The organism is Nostoc sp. 'Peltigera membranacea cyanobiont' 210A (assembly GCF_002246015.1).
Lineage (GTDB): Bacteria > Cyanobacteriota > Cyanobacteriia > Cyanobacteriales > Nostocaceae > Nostoc.
Genome location: NZ_NOLJ01000006.1, coordinates 155027 through 175444 on the forward strand (window position 1 = coordinate 155027; position 20418 = coordinate 175444).

Below are 20418 nucleotides of genomic sequence, written 5' to 3' on the forward strand. Positions count from 1 at the left end.
CGCTGCGCGTAATTCGTAATTCGTAATTCGTAATTCGTTAAAAAAATATCCCCCTCTCCACTAACGAGGGGGTTAAGATTTACTTACATCCTAAAGATTTGCGAGTATCCACCCCAGTTTTAGAATTTACACCACTTGCCTTAACACAAAGCTTTTTCACTTGTATCCCATCTAAAATTGCATTCGTAAAATCAGTACCTGTGATATCCACGCCATCAAAAGTAGAACGTAGCATCATCGCATCGGTCAACACAGCATCACTTAAATCAGCATCCTTAAACCTTGTTAGATAGGCTATGCCTTCACTAAAATCAGCACCATGCAGATTTACTCCCTCCAATACGCTACCGTTAAATACGCCACCACGTAAGTCAGCATTGCTAAAATTAGCATTCTCTAATTTGAGATTGGTAAACTCAGTACCAATTAAACTTTGACCAGAGTAATCCTTGCCCTTGAGTTCATCATTACCCACAGAACGGGTAATACTAGAAGAACTTGCAGCTTGCGCCGATAGGGGAAACAAAAAAAGAACCATAGCTAAGACAAAGCTAGCTAACAGTTGCCAATATTTCATAATCTCTTCTTAATAAATCTCAACACTTCTACTATTAACTATTAAACCTTACAGAAGGGGACAAAGGGGATGAGGGAATAGGGTACAGGTTACAGGGTAGAGATTATTCCCTATCACCCGTCCCCTGTCACCTCTTCCCTAATCTCTCGTAGGATGATAGATGTTGAGGTGCGATGCCTAACGGCAAGTTGCTCCGCATCTACGCAATAATTACCTGTGGCTAATCAAGAAGACAACGCCCAATCTCTGGCGCGAACCCCTTTATATCAACTGGGTGTAGAACTCAAAGCACGCCTTACCAGCTTTGGCGGCTGGGAAATGCCCGTGCAATTTAGTGGAATTAGCCGCGAACACGAGGCTGTAAGAAATACAGCCGGAATGTTCGATATTTCCCACATGGGCAAATTTACCCTCCAAGGTAAAAACCTGATTTCCCAACTCCAGCCACTAGTACCTTCCGACTTGAGTCGTTTGCAAGCTGGTCAAGCACAATACACCGTATTGTTAAATCCCCAAGCGGGAATTATTGACGACATCATTGTTTATTATCAAGGTGAAGACACCAGTGGTACACAAAAGGCATTCATCATAGTCAATGCGGCAACCTCCAATAAAGATAAAGGATGGCTGTTAAAACACCTTGACCTAGATAAATTGCAATTCCAAGACCTTTCACCAGATAAAGTCTTAATTGCCGTCCAAGGGCCAAAAGCGATTAAATATCTCCAGCCATTAGTGCAAGAAGACTTACAACCAATCAAAGCCTTTGGACATTTAGAAGCAACTCTACTAGGTAAACCTGCCTTTTTGGCCCGCACAGGTTACACCGGAGAAGATGGCTTTGAGGTGATGGTAGACCCGGATGTGGGAGTAAAATTGTGGCGAAGTCTCCATAAAAGTGGTGTTATCCCCTGTGGACTCGGTGCGAGAGACACTCTGCGCCTAGAAGCAGCGATGGCACTTTACGGACAAGATATCGATGACACCACCACACCCTTAGAAGCAGGTTTAGGGTGGCTAGTTCACTTAGATACCAAAGGCGATTTTATTGGTCGGGAAGTTTTAGCAGAGCAAAAATCCAAGGGAGTGAAGCGTCGATTGGTAGGTTTGCAAACCCAAGGACGCAATATTGCCCGTCATGGCTATCAAGTGTTATCCACAGGTAAAGTTGTGGGAGAAGTTACTAGTGGCACCCTGTCACCTACACTTGGTTATCCTGTTGCATTAGGCTACGTTCCCACCCAGCTAGCAACTGTTGGTCAGCAGCTAGAAGTGGAAATTCGCGGCAAAGCTTATCCAGCAGTTGTAGTTAAACGTCCCTTTTATCGGTCAAAAAATCGTGTTGCCAACTAATAAGCGCTGAGGTTTTTGAGGAATAATGTGTTGTGAGTTATTCAATCTACAGTCAGGTTGATTACCAAATATGGCTTGGATGACTATTGGGGCAATAATTTTTTTAATAAGGGAGAGGAAGTGATATGTCTTTTGAATATCCTCAAGATTTCAGATACCTGGATTCTCATGAATACGTGCGAATCGATGGTGAAATTGCCACCATTGGCATTACTGAGTTTGCCGTACAGGAATTGGGTGATATCGTCTTTTTGGAACTGCCAGAAATTGGCGACGCTCTTACCAGGGGAGAAAACTTTGGCACAATTGAATCAGTGAAAGCCGTTGAGGAACTGAATTCACCAGTGACAGGCACCGTTATAGAACGGAATGAAGCCTTAATTAATTCTCCCGAAGAAGTGTCAGAAGACCCCTACGGGGAAGGGTGGTTTTTGAAAGTGCGCGTCAATGACCCTGGCGAAGTTGAAGATGCCTTGACAGCTGATGAGTATCGCGCCCAAGTAGAAGGGGAGTAGGAGTGCTGAGTGCTGTTAGCGGATAGCTAGGGTTTAGCCCGTGCTGAGTGGAAGAGTAAGGGAGTAGGTGAGTGGAGCAGGTAACTAACAATTACTCTTATTCACCTATCCAATATCTTCCCAATCCCCAGCCCCCAGTTTAAGAGTATTTATTGCAAAATATGAAATAGTACCATCTGGAGAGTAATTTGTGGTATTGAACGCCCCTATTCTCAAGTCTAATGAGCAGCAAGTGCTGGACGACAAAAGTCAAAAGTTAAGTAGTTTTGTGCCAAGACACATTGGCCCTAACTCCGATGATATCCAGCTTATGCTTAAGGTTTTGGGGTTTCCCAGCCTGGATGCCCTAATTGACCAAACAGTTCCACAGACAATTAGGTTGAAGCAACCGCTAAAGTTACCAGCAGCAGAAAGTGAGTATGCAGCACTGGCATCGTTAAAAAAAATTGCTGCCAAAAATCAGGTTTTCCGTTCATACATTGGTATGGGCTATTACGACAGTATTACCCCACCTGTGATTGGGCGTAATATCTTAGAAAACCCTGGTTGGTATACTGCCTACACTCCTTATCAGCCAGAAATTGCCCAAGGGCGACTAGAAGCGCTGCTGAATTTTCAAACCTTGATTATCGACCTCACAGGTTTAGAAATTGCCAATGCTTCATTACTTGATGAAGCTACAGCAGCAGCAGAAGCGATGAGCCTAAGCTATGGTGTCTCCAAAAATCAGGCAAATGCCTATTTTGTATCTCGTGATTGCCATCCCCAAACTATCGACGTGTTGCAAACACGTGCTCAACCATTAGGGATTAAGATCATTGTTGGCGATCATCAAACATTTGATTTTGATCAAGCAATTTTTGGGGCTGTTCTGCAATACCCTGCAAGTGATGGCACTATTTACGACTACCGCGCTTTTATCGAAAAAGCCCATGCTAAGGGTGCATTGGTGACGGTAGCAGCAGACCCTCTAAGTTTAACTTTGCTGACCCCTCCTGGGGAATTTGGTGCTGATATTGCTGTAGGAAGCACTCAGCGGTTCGGTATTCCTTTGGGGTTTGGGGGGCCTCATGCGGCATACTTTGCTACGAAGGAAGAGTATAAACGGCTGGTTCCAGGGCGAATTGTGGGTGTATCAAAAGATGCCCAAGGTAAGCTGGCATTACGTCTCGCCTTGCAAACCCGCGAGCAGCACATCCGCCGCGAAAAAGCTACTAGTAATATCTGTACTGCACAGGTGCTACTGGCAGTGATGGCGAGTATGTACGCTGTCTATCATGGGCCTACTGGACTGAAGCAAATTGCCGAAAATATCCATTCTTTGACGGTGTTATTGGCGGAAGGACTGAAGCGTTTGGGTTACAGCATCAGTTCCAAAGATTTCTTTGATACGCTGCGAGTAGAACTGGGAAAACAGAATTTAAAAGATATTCTGGCAGTTAGCGAACAACTTGAAATTAACCTGCGGGTTTTTGATGGCACAACTGTTGGTATTTCGCTGGATGAAACAACTACGCCAGAAGATTTAATCGACCTTTGGCAGATTTTCGCTGGTACAGATGATTTACCCTTCACTTTAGAAGAATTAACTTCTGACTCATCCTTCCATCTCCCTCTCTCCCGTACAAGCACATATCTCACTCACCCAGTTTTTAACCGCTATCACTCAGAAACTGAGTTGTTGCGCTATCTGCACAAGCTAGAAAGGAAGGACTTATCGCTAACGACATCGATGATTCCTTTGGGTTCTTGCACAATGAAGTTGAATGCAACTGCTGAGATGATTCCGGTAAGTTGGGAAGAATTTGGCAAGATTCATCCATTTGCGCCCGCGTCGCAAACGCAAGGTTATCAAATCCTGTTTGAGCAACTTGAGGCATGGTTAGCTGAAATTACTGGTTTTGCAGGAATTTCTCTACAACCAAATGCTGGTTCTCAGGGCGAATATGCTGGACTTTTAGTAATTCGTCAATATCACGAAAATCGGGGTGAAGCACACCGCAACGTTTGTTTGATTCCCACCTCGGCACACGGGACAAACCCAGCAAGTGCGGTGATGTGCGGGATGAAGGTGGTAGCTGTTGCCTGTGACTCACAAGGTAATATTGACGTTGATGACCTGAAGGCTAAGGCAGAAAAACACAGCAATGAATTAGCCGCCTTAATGGTGACATACCCCTCAACTCACGGTGTCTTTGAGGAACCAATTCAGGAAATCTGCGCTGTTGTCCATAGTCATGGTGGACAAGTTTACATGGATGGGGCAAATATGAACGCCCAAGTGGGAATTTGCCGTCCTGGGGATATTGGCGCGGATGTCTGTCACTTGAATCTGCACAAAACCTTCTGTATTCCTCATGGTGGGGGTGGCCCTGGTATGGGGCCCATTGGTGTTGCATCTCATCTTGTACCCTTTCTCCCTGGACATCCTGTTGTCACTATCAACGACTCAACTCAGGACTCTAATATTGGTGCTATTGCTGCTGCGCCTTGGGGTAGTGCAAGTATCTTGGTGATTTCTTGGATGTACATCGCCATGATGGGTGCAGATGGTTTAACCCAAGCAACTAAAGTGGCGATTCTCAACGCTAACTACATCGCTAAGAGACTGGAATCATACTATCCGGTTTTGTATCAGGGGAAAAATGGTCTAGTTGCCCATGAGTGTATTTTAGATTTGCGATCGCTCAAAAAATCAGCTGCGATCGAAGTCGATGATGTCGCCAAGCGTCTCATGGATTATGGTTTCCATGCGCCGACTGTCTCCTGGCCTGTGGGGGGTACAATCATGGTGGAACCTACAGAAAGTGAATCTAAACAAGAGTTGGATCGTTTCTGTGATGCGTTGATTTCTATTCGCCAAGAAATTGCCGAAATAGAAGTTGGCAAGGTGGATATCCAAGATAATGTTTTGAAGAACGCACCCCACACTGCCGAAAGTCTCATCACCGGAGAATGGAATCATCCTTATTCTCGCGAACAAGCTGCCTATCCTGCACCTTGGACTCGTGAGTATAAATTCTGGCCTGCTGTTGGTCGCATTGATGCAGCCTTTGGCGATCGCAATTTTGTTTGTTCTTGTCTGCCAATGGATGCTTATTAAACTGAAGTGAAGAGTTAGGAGTTATGAGTTAGGAATTAAAACTCCTAACTCCTCTAATTGCTCTACAGCAGGGGCACACAGCTGTCCATCCCTACGATGGGGTATTTTTATTCGCGTGGAAGTCCCTAAGCATTTTTTCCTTATCTTTGCAGGACAAACGTATCTAAATTCTGAAAATGAAAACACAGATAGAAACAGGTAAATCATCAGTGTTTATCTGTTTCTATCTGTGATTGTCTGGTTTCAATACCTGGGAATTAGACGATTAGGCTTGTTGTATTTCTGGACGACCATCTTCAACCACAAATGAAGCCCGCTTACTAATCGTGCCATTTGGGGTTGTGACGTTTGATAAAACTAGATAATCTGACTTCCAGGTTGTGGGAGTCAAAGCACAGCGAACATATCCCCGTTGATTATTAAAGAACTTAATGTGTGGGTTATCGGGTAAGTAAGCTTCAACTGCGGGGCTGGTATCCGAACCATCGCCACCCGAAGTAATTGAGGAACAGACGAATTCACTGCCAACTGTGGCGGATTCTGGGTTATTAAAGTTAGCCTTCAGATTCATCGCCCAGTGGGAATGCACATCGCCTGCCAAGGATACTGGGTTAGAGGGCTGGCGCTGTCCGAGGAAAGCCATGAGGCGATCGCGCGAAGCCACATAACCATCCCATTTGTCCATGCTGTAAGTTCCGCCTTCTCCTGGTGTCATATCTCTTTGAGCAATCGGAACCTGCTGCGCCAAAACATTCCACTTGGACTGTGAACTATTTAAACCATCATATAGCCAATCTTCCTGACGCTTGCCGGTAATTGTTGCATTCGGATCTAAATTTTCTGGGCAACGTTCTTTAGTGCCATCACCACAGGGCTGATCGGTGCGATACTGGCGGGTATCAAGGACATGGAAGGTGGCTAAGTTACCAAAGGAGAGCCGACGGAAAAGTTGCATATCGGGGCCAACGGGACGCGATAAGGGGCGCAGTGGCATGTGTTCGTAGTAAGCTTGATAGGCAACAGCCCGTCTTTGGAGAAAAATTGATCGATCTTGATCGGGTTCAGTATCAACTTCTGAGATGTTGTTGGCGTAGTTGTTTTCTACCTCATGGTCATCCCAGGTAACAATCCAGGGAAACGCTGCATGAGCTGCTTGCAGATTGGTATCGGTTTTATAGAGGGCGTGACGGTTGCGGTAATCTTCCAAAGTCACAATTTCTGCACTGTTGTGCTGTCTGGGACGATTATTTGAGATTCCTCCCTCGTAAATGTAGTCACCAACATGAACTACAAGATTAAGGTCGTCCTTGGCCAGATATTTGTAGGCAGTAAAGTACCCCTGCTCATAGTGCTGACAGGAGACAAGGGCAAAGTTAAATTTATTCAAGTAGCTATTTGCTAAAGGCGCTGTACGAGTGCGACCAATAGGGCTAGCGTCTTGCCCGACAAGAAACCGATACCAGTACCAAGTATCAGATTGCAGGCCTTCTACCACAACTCGAACTGAATGAGCTAGTTCTGGAGTTGCCAGTACCGTACCTCTAGAGACAATACGCCTCATATCTGGATCGGTTGCTACTTCCCAGCGAATTGGCACATTCACAGGTGGCATTCCACCTCCGTTTAAGGGTTCAGGAGCGAGACGAGTCCAAATCACTACGCTGGTAGGATAGGGTTCACCAGACGCTACACCCAAAGTAAAAGGATAATTGGAAAATCTGCTTGTGGCGATCGCTCTTTGAGGAGACAATTGGTTAGCGATCGCTAAACCAGATAATGCTCCTGCCCCAATAATTAAGTTGCGTCGTTTGATTCGACTGTGCAGGAACTGCTCAAAATTCCGGTAATCTACCATTCTCTACTCCTGGCTAACAGGTAAGTTAAAGTACAGCAACAGCTAACACAAAGATGGTGGAGTAATCGTAGGAAAATTTCGTAATTATTCCCTCATAGCAATTCTTTATTAAGACCCATAGAAATAACCCCACCACCCTTGTTAAGGAGAGGTTGGGAGGGGTCATAATGTGCAGCTTCATAGAGAATTGGTATTCTCAAAATCAGATTTTAATTTCCAATTTTTCCCTCTACTATCAATGTGTCAGATATTGTTTCCTCACATAAAAGCCTACTAATAAGAGATTAATCCTTGGCAAAGAAATTGTTAATATCAACTTAACCAAGGTTAGATTTTAATCTTTTTCATTGATGCTACCTTTCTCTTCATCATTGAGCCAAGGCTAAAAGCAAAAAGAACACCAACTAAAGGTGTAGGTTCAGGTACTTGTCTATAAGAAACTGTACCTGATATAAGTTCAGCATTGGGAGAAGTTTTAGAGTAAATTGTAAAATCCTCACCAATAATTTCATAACTGATAGAACTGGAAGGATTAGCTTTATCATTAAACTGATAATCTAATCCAAAATACGTTTGTCCTGTTAAGGATGTGGTTTTAAAAACAAGAGGAAAATCTGGGTAATTTGCATCATCTTGTTCAGTGTAAATGGTAGAGTTGCTATCAAAGTTGAAAGAAAGTGACTTAATGGGAGCTTCGGGATTATAGTCATTGCTGAAGGTTGAGTCATCAAAGCTAAAAAAGCCATTCCCCTTTGTTAATGGACTATCAACGGTGAAAGCGTAATTAAGAATTGCAGCAGATGCAGATTTTACATCTAAGGTAGCAAAACCTAAACTAATAGTAGCAGCAGTGACCAATAAATTTGTAACCAATTTCATCTCAGTTTTCCTCACCATTAACTTCTGTAAGCAATGCAAACTACAAGCTACAAAATAGCTTTTATCTAACTTACTTTCCAAATGGAAATTCATAACTGTTAGATTCAGTTATAAAATCAATATTTTTCTCTTTTTCAATCAGAAGCAAACAACTGCCCAAATTGTTTTGAGACACCCCATTTTAAAATTATGAGTTTAAGCAGACTTTAATCAAAGGTAAAAATAAAATTTAATTTAAGCTTGCTAACGAAAAAGTTAGCCGAGAACTACAAGGCAAGCACATCTAAATAAATATAGGACTAGTATTTGATTTTTGAAATGCACGTAGTGGACTGTCTACGCAAAATAGTTCATTAGACGTAGACTTTTGTTGGGTGAAGCGGGGCGCAACCCAACATATATCAGGATGTTGGGTTACGCAAAGCCTCCACCCAACCTACAATTTTTTGTCCATTACAAGACTACCGAGATTTTTTCAGAAATCAAATATGATTCCTATAGTAATGAGCCTGAATAGGTTCTCGACAAGCGTGAAGTACAATTTTGACCTCACTTCCATTCCTCTCTCCTTTTAGGAGAGAGGCTTGGAATTGTTCCGCCTTCCCGCGACGAGTTGGGGGTTAGGTCTATTTGCATACCTGTACCTCACCGGATTGAAAATGGCTATACCAGAGGTAATCGCATTTCAAAATAGCCTATTCCTGTTTTTAGTTTTAACACTTAGTCTTAACTGAATTGTATTGCCTCTAATTCTTCCCTTACAGATAAAGGCTGATACCCCAATGCAAATGCTTTGGAACTATCCAAAGAAACATCTGTTGGTCTGGGTGCTGCCATTTTCACATCTTGTTGTCGGCAGGATTTCAGACCAGTGCTAGGAAGTTGGAATACTTCCACTAATATCTGTCCAAAATCATAACGTGAAATCCGCTCTTTGCCACCTAAGTGAATGATGCCGTTAACTTTTTCTAATGCTAATAAAAGTCCTTTGGCAGCAGTTGTTCCACTTACTGGTGTACGAAATTCATCTATAAATAAGCTTAGTTCTTTTTCGGCTTGTAAAGTTTGAATAAATGGCTGAATAAAGCTTTTAGCTGTGGGTGTTGCTGCACCAAACATCAAGGGCATCCGACACACTGCGGTCATGGGATACCTTTCTAGCATATCTGCTTCTGCGATCGCCTTTTGCTCACCGTAAAGATTGACAGGACACACGGCATCTGTTTCTTGATATGGGGCATTTAAGCCATCAAAAACTAAATCGGTTGAGGTAAAAGCACAAGGAATAGAATTATCCGCGCAAAGTCCGGCAATATTACAGGATGCGATAACATTAATTGCGTGGGATTCTTTGGGGTTGGTTTGACAAAAATTTGGTTGCGAATGTGCAGCAGTATGAATAACTGCTTCTGGTTTGACATCATTAAAGATGCGCTTTAATTCCTGAAAATTTGTTAAGTTCGCTTTTAAAATTTTCATGCCAGGAATCTCTAAAGGATGGGATAAATAAGTGCCATAAATCTCCCATTCTTCTTTTGCAAGCTGGCAAAGATGCCATCCTAAAAAACCACTTGCTCCGGTGATTAACAATTTTTTCATGTCTAATAGACCTCTTGCATAAATCAAAAATAAGAAAGAACCCCACCCCGCCAAAGCTACGCTTTGTCTCCCCTCCCCGCTTGCGGGGAGGGGTTGGGTGTTAGGGACTTTTGCAAAAGGTCTAATCTTAAACCGCTAGCATCACGAAAAAATCTTGTTAGGCTTATATTCTACACTGAGTAGTGGTAATAAAATACTATTGCAGTAATTCCTGAAACTGCTTTTCACTACGCACTTTGCTAAAGTCTGGGTCAGTTTTTGCTAATTTCTTGTATTTATCAGGAACAAGCTCGATTGCTTTGTCTAAATTCTCAATTGCTAATTCCAGATTGCTTTGTAAAGCATAAGAGCAAGCTTTATTGTAATATGCTTGGTGCAAATCCGGCTTGATGCCGATCGCTCTATTATAAGATGCGATCGCATCCTTGTAGCGGTGTAGTTTTGTCAGAGCTATGCCTCGGTTAATTAAGGCTTCATATTTGTCGGGTTTGATCGCGATCGCTCTATCATAGGATGCAAAAGCATCTTGGTAGCGTTGCAACGATGTTAAGGCGATGCCACGATTATACCAAGCTTCATATTTGTCGGGTTTGATGGCGATCGCTCTATCATAAGATGCAAGAGCGTCTTGGTAGCGTTGCAACGATGTTAAGGCGATGCCACGGTTAATCCAAGCTTCAGGACTCTCAACTTTGATGGCGATCGCTTTATCATAAGCTTTTATGGCATCTTCATAATTTTGTCTATCTAATAAATTGTTACCTTGATGAAAGTAATCTTCTGCTTTTTGCGTAGCCTTCGCTTCTATAAAAAGTTGGGTTACATTGCTTTCTTGGACAACCTGTGTAGTATTTTCTGCCGATGAGTTTGCCCCACCACTACAGCCAAATGCCAAGAAAGCTATCAAGCCAGATGCAACGAAGCAGTGCCGAAAAACCATGCTGTACCTACAAAAATTATTAGATGATGTTAAAATTTGTTAGTTTTTTGAGTATTATCAAAATACACTAGTTTTTACCCATTAATTTACTTATATTTATTTTCCCAAAGAGCCTTGTTGACGATGCACAAAACTTTATTAAAATCAAGCGCGTATAATACTATCATATTAAATACACATAAAGCAATCGTTTAGAACCTACTTTACTCAAAAAACAATTATCGTAAATCAAAGGGTTTAAGACCCCTACCTCTACAGGTAGCGCCAGTTTCAGTCGGGGTTTAAATCCCCGTTTGAAAATGTCTTTAATTTTGAATTTTGAATTTTGAATTTTGAATTGTGTTGCTATATATATTGCGTAGCTGTGACTCGTCGTAAACATCGCACTCGTGTAGTAATTCACTCTGATAAAACCTTCTTCAATCCGCCAATGCCGACGATATAAATCAGTAAAGATCATAGGAAGGTGGTCACAGGGTTGATAACAGAAGTAATATCAAAATAGCTAGATTTTCCAACTTTTCTCTCTATTAATTAGTTTTATTTTCCTGAAAAATAAAATTTAAATTACACTCTACATTATTGATAAATCGTAGAAATAATTTATATTAAATATATGGTAATTCATAGATTTGATATTACTTAAAAGCTTAGAGGTTGTTTGAAAAGTGTTTTGCTGTGATTTTAATTGCGTTCTTACCCCCCTTAGTCCCCCCTTGTAAAGGGGGGAAACAAGAAAAATCCGGTTCCCTCCCCAATACATACGGGGAGGGTTAGGGAGGGGTAAAAAATATTTGATACATTAATCACGACTTTTCAAACAACCTCTAAGAATAGTAAAACATGATTCAGATGAATTGCTGCTGAGATGCTTATACCATGAGCTAATTTTTGGCATTAAAGTTGGATATTTTGTATTCATTATTTTCTATTAAGGATCTAAAGATATGTCTATTTTCTCTCCTGATGGTCGGACAAAAGTTAGCGACACGAAGAGTTTTCCGTTTGGAGCTGTAGGAAAAATGAGAATACATTGGAAAGGCCCAGATGGGGTTATTGATACTGCCGATGATATTATCCTCAACGGCTCTGGTGCTATGATTTCTCCCTACCACTTTTTAACAGCAGGGCACTCTGTGTATGACACGAGATATGGGGGTTGGGCAGATAAAATTGAGGTGATGCTTGGTTCTAAAGGGAATATCATTGCTGGTACAAACCGGGCTGACTACGAGTACTATGGTGAAGCCAAATCTGTTAATACACGTTCTTTTGAAGGATGGATTCAAGGAGATCAGACGAAAAGCGAAACTTTTCAATACGATATAGGATTGGTGACTCTTGACCGCAATATTGGAAACTTCACTGGCTGGTTTAACTATGGATATGACGATAATCTCAGCAGTGGAACTTTAATGAATGTTACTGGATACCCTTCTGATAAGTTTGATTCCAATAACGACGGGAAATTTGATAACTATGATATGTGGACTCAGAGTGGAAAAATCACAAGTACAACTGACTCGATCTTGCGTAGTAATGAACTAGATATCTTACCTGGAAATAGTGGAGGCCCTCTCTGGGTTAATAATTCCAACACAAATAAACCGACTATTTATGGAGTAGCTTCAAATGAGACAACCACCAACCAAACTCCGCTTTACAACGAGTTCGCCCGAATTACAAGCACTCGATATAATGAGATTCAAAACTGGATCGACGAAGACACTACTACACGCAAACCCACTGACAAAGCTGATTTAGTAGATTCTGATATGTGGTTTAACACCACTCTTGGAAGTTTTAGTAATAATACTATTAAAAATGGGGAAAATTTTAGCATCACAGTTTATCCTCGCAACAATGGTACAGCCGCGACAGGCAATTTCTCGGCTTCTTTTTACGCTTCTACTGATGCCAATATCACTAATAATATTGGTTCTCATTACTTAATTGGTAATACAACTATTTCTTCGATTAATCCATTCAATTCGGGAACAGCGACTTGGAACGGTGCGTTTCCTAATATCCCAATTGGAAATTACTACGTTATTTCATTTCTAGATCCAACTAATTCAATCCAAGAGTTTGATGAAAGTCTAACCAGCAACCAAAAGGTATTTAGAACTTTACTCACTGTTACCAATAGTGCGCCCATTTCGACACCTCTGACTGTTTCATCAACCGTTAGCTCTCCTTTAACAGCCCGTGAAGAAAATCTCACCACAGGTACAGCCAATATTAATGGGACTGGTAATAATCAGCTAAATGGTGGAAATAGCAATGACATCCTTATAGGGGGAAGTGGTAACGATACTTTCGTTGGAGGTTTAGGTAATGATACCCTAACAGGAGGAACTGGATCTGATGTTTTTATTATTAATACCCTTTCTGAGGGAATTGATAACATTACAGACTTTTCGTCCTTAGATGACACAATTTATGTTTCTAAAATAGGGTTTGGAGGTGGACTTAGTGAGGGTATACTTCAAGCCACGCAATTTTTTATTGGTTCAGTAGCACAAGATAGTAGCGATCGCTTTATCTACAACAATAATACAGGGGGTTTATTTTTTGATGCTGATGGTACAGGCTCATCTGGTCAAATCCAAGTTGCTCAACTAGGAATGGATCTAGCCATGACTAATAGAAATATTTTCGTGATTGCCTGATAAATAAAGAAAGACGCGATAAATCGCGTCTCTACATGAGGGTTTTGGAGGCTTAATTAATGCCAAACACTGACTCGACAGTTGACTTAATCGAATCCCGCGCATCCTTCAAAGTTTGGCTAATGGGATGTTTTGCCTGCAAAAATGCCCGCGCACAATTGCGTCCCGGCATTCCCGAAATTGAACCACCTGGATGAGTCCCTGCACCAGTCAAAAATAAATTATCAATTGGCGTTTTGTAGTTGGCTATTTCTGGCAAGGGACGGAAAAATATCATCTGATCTAAAGTCATGTCAACATGATAATAATTCCCTTTGTACGCACCTAATCTTTCTCCTAGTTCTGCTGGACTTTCTACCCGACGGGCGATAGTTGCACCTTTGACATTGGGTGCATAGTCTGCCAACTTATCAATCACCCGATCTGCAACTTTGTTTTTCAATTCATCTGTCCAACCAGTACCTTTTAAACCAGTACCTTCTGCACCAGCAATTTGATAAGGGGCAAAATACTCAATCCATACAGTGTGCTTGCCTGGTGGTGCTAATGTTGGATCTAAATAACTAGGCATCACCACATACATTGATGGGTCAGCATCAGGAATCTCTCCCAAGGTGCATTTACTATGAGCCTGTTCTACATGAGCCACGGAATCTGCAATTAAGATAGAACCGACGAGATATTCATCTTTGTGAGCGTGGTGGGGAAAGTGCAGTGGTTCATCTAAAGCCAAATCTATCTTGAGGATGGTTTCGTTATTGTTAACGATGCGGCGTTCTAATCTTTCCCATAAATCGGGGTCGGCTCCATCAACATCGCTTTTATCTGTCATTTGTAAGAACAGCCGCTTGGCATCAATATTAGAAATAACCCCGTATTTAGCGCGATATTCTTTACCACCAGCAACCCGCACACCTACAGCTTTGCCATCATCAATTAAAACTTTTTCAACGTGCTGGTCTGTGAGAATAACGCCACCTTTACTTGTGACTAAATTCACCAAAGCTTGCACAAGTGCGCCTGTTCCGCCGCGAGGTCTGGCCATCCCCGGATTATGACGCATTGCCATCATAATTGCACCAATGGCAAGAGTTTTTTGTGATGGCGGCGCACCAAGTTCTGATGATAGTCTGGCTAATGGTGCTTTTAGAAATTCCTCATCAAACCACTCGTTAAGCAAATCTTCAGCGCTGGTTAACATCGTGCGAATGAAGTCCAGCGTTTTGTTAGGGGAACCAATAACTGAGATTAAATCTTTTATTTTGGTGATGTCGTAGTTACCAAGGATGTCTATAACTGATTTTGGCGGTGCATTAAACATGGGAATCATTGCACCTAGCGCTCGCTGCCAAAAGTCTACAAATTCTGCATATTTTTTGGCATCACGTTCATTGTAACGAGCGATTTCTGCACAAGTCTTTTCCACTGACTTATGTCCTAAAAAATACTTACCATCAGGATGAGGACAGAAAACAACTGGATCGCACTCCAAATAATGCAAGCCGTATTTTTCTAGTTCTAATTCTTCAACAACTGGCCCTAAGTGAATAAATTCATGGTCAATAGCACACAAATTGAATTTAAATCCAGGAGCTTCTTGGGGTAAGCATTCTTCAGTTGTGGCTGCGCCACCTGGTACAGAACGCTTTTCTAGTAACAGAACGCTATAACCAGCTTTTAGCAAATAAGCTGCACAAACTAGCCCATTATGTCCAGCACCGATTAGGACAACATCATACTCTTGCATAGTTGGAATTTAGAAATAATCAGTAACTTTCCAAATTTTAGAAAAATTTTATTACATTGACATCATCCTTCGGTAACAAAAATTATCTTTAATTAGTGTCAATCCTACTAAGGAGAGATTAAAGTTGATAATGAGGGTATTTGTTTTACCTGAGCTTCTAACATAAGTATTAAAGTACCTTTTTGTACTTCTATATCTTTGATAGAAAACGATATATCCTCCCATTTAAAAAATGGTATATTCATCAGTTCTTTAAGTTTCTGCATGAATGCTGTAATTAATTCTATTGAAATCCCCTCTCCCTCAGTGCAGTTAAAACCCTCCAGCATAGCGGGTTGTGAATTAGTGCGTGGACGAGCGATCGCAGTGTAAGCTAAAGGGCGAGTATTTCCCATTTCCTTTAACAACACCTTTCCCCTAGATTCTATTTTGCCATTACCAGGTAAAAATACCTGAATGTCTTCTGGCTCAAAACTGACAATTTCCCCATCTACATTCAACTCAAAGTTTTGCATCTGGCTACGAATAAACTCTGAGGTCAAGGCGCGGTTAATATCTACTTCTGTGAGTAGAACCCGAATAATCGTATTTACTGGCTCATTAAGTTCTATTTGACCAAAAAGAGCGCTAAAGGGATTGATGGCTATACTATCTGTTTGCAGTTTTATTTCCTGTATGCGGATGTCTTCTTTAATGACCAATCCTTGACCTGCAACTGAAACTCCATCCGACTGTCCCTGAAGTATTTTTAACAGATCGGTTTTTACATCTATTTCTATTTGTTCTACTTCATCTAGCTGATTGGATATTTGTTTTTCAGCTTCTTGAGATAGAAATTTTTCTTCTAACCGATGCTCATCAGGCATGAATTATTAATTCTCCTAAATGTCCTCTTACTCGTAACTGTAAAGGCTAATTCTGGAGAGTAAATCTATATTGGGGTATAGGTAATTTGTGATTTATAAATAGGGCTGCGATATTGAAGCAGCGATCGCAATTGTTCTTTCCTCTATCTCGTTCCCATGCAGAGCATGGGAATGCCCTTCGTTGAGGCTCTGTCTCCAGTCTGGCATTGAGTCAGAGACTCAATGAATGCATTCCCAGTCGGAGACTGGGAACGAGGAAAAACGAGGAAAAACGAGGAAAAAATTTGCTGAACGCAACCATCAAACCCCCCAGCATCAAACAGTGGTTGTCTGTAAAATGGGGGATTTCACCTGACGTTGACTCCTGACAACCATTTCAATGGGGCGATCTGGGCCTGTCACCAAACCACGGCGTTTAGGTCGCACTTCACCTTTATTAACTAGTTCTAATTCTTTACTAGAAAGGATTTGAGCAAGTGCTAGCTTCATTTCCAACTGGGCAAATGCTAGCCCAATACAGCGCCTAGCACCACCGCCAAAGGGTAAGTATTCATAAGCGGAAAATTGCCGTTCTAAAAAGCGTTCTGGCTTAAACTGCTTAGGTTCTGGATAAATATCTTCCCGTTGGTGGGTCAGATAAATGGAACCAAGTAGGACTGTACCCGGTTCTAGTTCGTAACCGCCCAGCGATATCGGGGTTCTTACTTCTCTGGGAAAAGTTAGTATAGCTACTGGGTAAATCCGCAATGTCTCGGAACAAACAGCATTGAGATAGGGTAACTTGAAAACGGTGCCGGGATCTGGGTTGTCGCCCAAGCTATCTAATTCTTGCAGTAGCTTTTGCCGCACTGATGGTAGTTTGTGAATCCAGTATAATGCCCATGCTAAAGCTGTCGCTGTGGTTTCGTGACCAGCGACTAACAGAGTCATCAATTCATCGCGCAATTCTTGATCGGTCATGGGTTGACCGGCTTCATCTCTAGCAGCCATGAGTAAGCTAAGAATATCCGTGCGTGATGAATCTGGTTGTTCTCGACGTTCCCGAATTTCCTCGTAGAGCAGTTTATCAGCTTCTTGCTGAAGGCGCATCTGGTTTCCCCAGAAGTTAATTGGCCCAAAATCCCTTTGTAAAGCTGGAAAATAAAGCAAAGCCACACTTAACCGAGAACTAGCCTTTTCTAAAAGATCGCTCAAAAAGTTCTGTAGTTTTTCGGCACGAGGCCCTTCATATAGACCAAATACAGCTTGCATAATCACCCGCAGGGTAATAGCTTGAGTTGCAGACCGAATATTAAAGGGTTTACCTATTTGGTATTGGCTGATAACTTGCTTGGTGACATCGGTAATCACCTGGCTATAGTTCCGCATTCTTTCGCCATGAAATGGAGGCATTAACAACTGACGTTGGCGCTGATGTTCTGCGCCGCTGATGGTAATCACAGAATGCTTGCCCAATAAAGGTTCAAACAGCTGATTCAGATCGCCAGGTGCTTCCAATTCCTTGGTATCATTTGTCAAAATTTGCTGTTGCGCTTGGGGGTTGCTGACAATCACTATAGGAGGCAGATTTTTGTCTAATCGGAGAGTAAAAATCTCGCCATAGTTTTTGGCACAAGCTTCCATAAATGACATCGGATTAACAACCCAGCGGAGCATCTGTACAACTGCTGGAGTTTGCGGCCCATTTGGGAATTTCATAAATTTTTTCCTACTTAATATTTTTTTGCTACTTCAACTAATTGAAATCTTGGTTGCGTGACCATTTAAAGTACTTATTCTAACGTTGCAAAAAAGCAATAAACTGTTACAACCTCGAAGATGTAAAATTTTGGTTAAATTCAACGAGCATCTACAGTTTCACCTCATCGTCAAAAGGTACTCAGCATGACTGCAATCTCCCCAAAGGCATCTTCAGCGCTTCCCAATTTTTCTGAAGGGATTCAATATTTTGGTGAAGCTTTACCAGATTTTGAAACTTATGGTGCAACTCCTGCTATTGAGTCGGGCAAAATCGCGATCGCATCGACCACAGACAAAGCAGCTGTATATCAAACTTTACTTGCTGCTGATGCCTTACGCTACCTAACCTTGCAAGTTACCGCTAGTAAGGCTTCTGGGCATCCCGGCGGATTCGCTAGCCAAGCAGAAGCTTACGCATCTCTTGTCATGCTGGGATACAAGAACATTATTACCGAAGTCGGACACCACGCCCCCGGATTTTATAGTGCCATGTTCTTGGATCGTTCGCTAGAGGACATGGGAATTTTTACAGTCCAAGAATTGCGCGATCGCTTTCGAGAAAAACACGGATTATTAGGACACCTTTCTGGTTTCATTCCCGGTATTCTCGCACCTGCGGGGCCTTTGGGACAAGGGCAACACTTTGCAATGGCGGCTGCGCTGTTACACAAAGATAAGTTATTCCCCTTTACAGTTGGCGATGGTGGATTGGGTGAGCCTTATATTGTAAGTGCGATCGCACATTTCCATACAGCTTATCCTGCTGCCACCAATTTTTTACCAGTGTTGGTGTGGAACGGTTACAGCCAAGAACATCACAGCATGGTTTCCCTAAAAACCAACGAACAGATGCAAGCATATTGGCAAGGTAACGGTTTTGATGAAGTGGTGTTAGTGGATGCCAAAGATTTCGACGATCAAAACCAGCCAGGGGATTACGTTGATAGTACCGCCTTTTCCTTTGAGAAGCGCCTAGAATTTACGCAAGCAGTACTTTCGGGTGTAGATAAAGCAGCGCGATCGGCCCTTGGTGGTAAACTTACCGTTTTCATTATTAAACAACTCAAAGGTGCAGGAGTCCACGCGCGGGGTGCAAAATCTCACAACTTGTATCCTAAAGATACGCTGGATGCGCCGCACATTATTAGTGCATTGCAAACCCGTGCTTTGTCCGCGGAAGCTTGGCAATTAGTCAGAACAAATGCCGAACGCGCCGGTGGTGGCCCAGCAGCAAAAACTGTGGTGACAGAATTTGAATTTCCATTACCAGAATTAGGCGAATTACCTTTAGAAGAATATGCAGTTGGTGGCGAACCAAAAGTTTCCACAACCGCGATGGGACGATTGGTAGGAATAGTTGGAAATAAAGATCGGAATTTCCTCGTCACCAACGCCGATGGTAATGAAGCATCAGGAATTGCCAACATAAACCAAGCATTAAAGATTATCCACCCCACAACCGACGACTTATATTTTCAAGCACCAAACGGACAAGTTTATGAACCATTGAGTGAAGATGCTTGTGCCGGTTTAGCTGCGGGTTTAGCGTTAATGGGTGCGAGAACTTTGTGGTGTTCTTATGAATCTTTTGCCATCAACGGAGTACCAATTTGGCAAACTGTTACCCAAGCAATGGCAGAATTGCGCCGTAAAACTCCCTCGACTATTACTTTATTCACAGCTGGCGCATTAGAGCAAGGGCGTAATGGTTGGACTCACCAACGTCCCGAAATTGAAGCTTATTTTGCTTCGTTGATGAGAAATGGTAATGTTTTCCCATTATTTCCGCCTGATGCTAATAGTATTCAAGCTTGTTATGACTGGGCATTGAAAACTAAGAATAAGGGAATTGTGATTACTGCAAGTAAAACGCCGTTACCAATTCGCACCACTTTAGAACAAACTCGTCAAGGGTTGCGCGATGGTGCAGTGCTATTACATGAAGTCGCTGGTGATAAACAAGTTGTATTTGCTGTAATTGGCGATTTAACATTAATGCCAGTATTTGAAGCTGCTGCTTTCTTGGAAACTGAAGGTATTGGTGTGAAGATAGTTACTGTCATCAATCCTCGGCAATTGTACCGTAGTCACGATACTGCGTGGGATACTTGTTCCCAAGCCGAAGGTGGTTTCTTGGATGATGCGAAATTTGCCGAATTATTTGATGGTGATGCGTTAATTGCTGTTACTGGTGGCGCTGCGGGGATGCTAGAACCGATTCTGTTACGGAGTACAGCCAAGCGCGACACCTTTGCGTGGAAACGTGGGGAAACTACAGCCAGTGCTGGTGAGTTGATGGCGTTTAATGGATTGACTGCTGAAGCGTTAACAAAACGTGCGATCGCGTTAGTGCATTAAATGATGTTGCATAAATGTGGGATGATTTTATTGAATTTTCCTTTGCGTTTCATCCCTAGATTCAGCAACGCACATTAAATAAAGCTGGAATTGTTTCTACTTTTATCGCATTTATACGTATAAAAACGCTGAAAATTGCGTCGAAATGCGTATATTTGCGTTTTTTTATTGAAGAGAACTTAGTAGGCAGGAAAAATGGGAGTAGATTTGCTGA

Annotated in this window: 13 protein-coding genes; 5 read left to right on the forward strand and 8 right to left on the reverse strand. The window is 42.1% G+C overall.

Annotated features, from left to right (window positions below):
• Positions 1–79: 79 nt before the first annotated feature.
• A complete protein-coding gene (locus CDG76_RS19775) occupies positions 80–577 on the reverse strand; it encodes a pentapeptide repeat-containing protein (protein WP_094350646.1) in 498 nt (165 codons plus the stop codon).
• A gap of 216 nt (positions 578–793) precedes the next feature.
• On the opposite strand from CDG76_RS19775, the gene gcvT reads away from it, so the two are divergent.
• The 3 genes from gcvT to gcvP all read left to right on the forward strand — a co-directional run bounded on the left by gcvT (position 794) and on the right by gcvP (position 5548).
• Positions 794–1930 (forward strand): glycine cleavage system aminomethyltransferase GcvT, encoded by a 1137-nt coding sequence (gene gcvT / locus CDG76_RS19780; protein WP_094350647.1) that lies wholly within the window; start codon positions 794–796, stop codon positions 1928–1930.
• A 125-nt stretch (positions 1931–2055) separates the two neighbouring features.
• Complete coding sequence (gene gcvH / locus CDG76_RS19785) at positions 2056–2445, forward strand: glycine cleavage system protein GcvH (protein ID WP_094350648.1); 390 nt, start codon at positions 2056–2058, stop codon at positions 2443–2445.
• A 190-nt stretch (positions 2446–2635) separates the two neighbouring features.
• Positions 2636–5548 carry an aminomethyl-transferring glycine dehydrogenase gene (gene gcvP, locus CDG76_RS19790; RefSeq protein ID WP_094350649.1) on the forward strand — a complete coding sequence of 971 codons (2913 nt, stop codon included), beginning with the start codon at positions 2636–2638 and terminating at the stop codon, positions 5546–5548.
• Positions 5549–5813: 265 nt separating this feature from the next.
• Here gcvP and CDG76_RS19795 read toward each other — a convergent pair whose 3' ends face one another.
• The 4 genes from CDG76_RS19795 to CDG76_RS19810 all read right to left on the reverse strand — a co-directional run bounded on the left by CDG76_RS19795 (position 5814) and on the right by CDG76_RS19810 (position 10821).
• Positions 5814–7403 carry an alkaline phosphatase D family protein gene (locus tag CDG76_RS19795; RefSeq protein ID WP_094350650.1) on the reverse strand — a complete coding sequence of 530 codons (1590 nt, stop codon included), beginning with the start codon at positions 7401–7403 and terminating at the stop codon, positions 5814–5816.
• A 327-nt stretch (positions 7404–7730) separates the two neighbouring features.
• Complete coding sequence (locus CDG76_RS19800; protein ID WP_190240907.1) at positions 7731–8282, reverse strand: PEP-CTERM sorting domain-containing protein; 552 nt, start codon at positions 8280–8282, stop codon at positions 7731–7733.
• A 726-nt stretch (positions 8283–9008) separates the two neighbouring features.
• The gene (locus tag CDG76_RS19805) at positions 9009–9881 is read right to left on the reverse strand and encodes an SDR family oxidoreductase (RefSeq protein WP_094350652.1); all 873 of its coding nucleotides are present in this window, start codon (positions 9879–9881) and stop codon (positions 9009–9011) included.
• A 196-nt stretch (positions 9882–10077) separates the two neighbouring features.
• Complete coding sequence (locus tag CDG76_RS19810; protein WP_094350653.1) at positions 10078–10821, reverse strand: tetratricopeptide repeat protein; 744 nt, start codon at positions 10819–10821, stop codon at positions 10078–10080.
• Between the two features lie 947 nt (positions 10822–11768).
• On the opposite strand from CDG76_RS19810, the gene CDG76_RS19820 reads away from it, so the two are divergent.
• On the forward strand, positions 11769–13493 hold the full coding sequence (locus CDG76_RS19820; RefSeq protein ID WP_094350655.1) for a trypsin-like serine protease: 1725 nt from the start codon (positions 11769–11771) through the stop codon (positions 13491–13493).
• A 52-nt stretch (positions 13494–13545) separates the two neighbouring features.
• Here the strand turns inward: CDG76_RS19820 and crtO are convergent, their stop codons facing one another.
• The 3 genes from crtO to CDG76_RS19835 form a co-directional block, all read right to left on the reverse strand.
• Positions 13546–15240: a beta-carotene ketolase CrtO gene (gene crtO, locus CDG76_RS19825; RefSeq protein WP_094350656.1), complete on the reverse strand. Its 1695-nt coding sequence runs from the start codon at positions 15238–15240 to the stop codon at positions 13546–13548.
• Positions 15241–15347: 107 nt separating this feature from the next.
• Positions 15348–16106: an LmeA family phospholipid-binding protein gene (locus CDG76_RS19830; RefSeq protein ID WP_094350657.1), complete on the reverse strand. Its 759-nt coding sequence runs from the start codon at positions 16104–16106 to the stop codon at positions 15348–15350.
• Between the two features lie 315 nt (positions 16107–16421).
• Complete coding sequence (locus CDG76_RS19835; protein ID WP_094350658.1) at positions 16422–17804, reverse strand: cytochrome P450; 1383 nt, start codon at positions 17802–17804, stop codon at positions 16422–16424.
• Positions 17805–17990: 186 nt separating this feature from the next.
• On the opposite strand from CDG76_RS19835, the gene CDG76_RS19840 reads away from it, so the two are divergent.
• The gene (locus tag CDG76_RS19840; protein WP_094350659.1) at positions 17991–20204 is read left to right on the forward strand and encodes a transketolase; all 2214 of its coding nucleotides are present in this window, start codon (positions 17991–17993) and stop codon (positions 20202–20204) included.
• Positions 20205–20418: the final 214 nt, after the last annotated feature.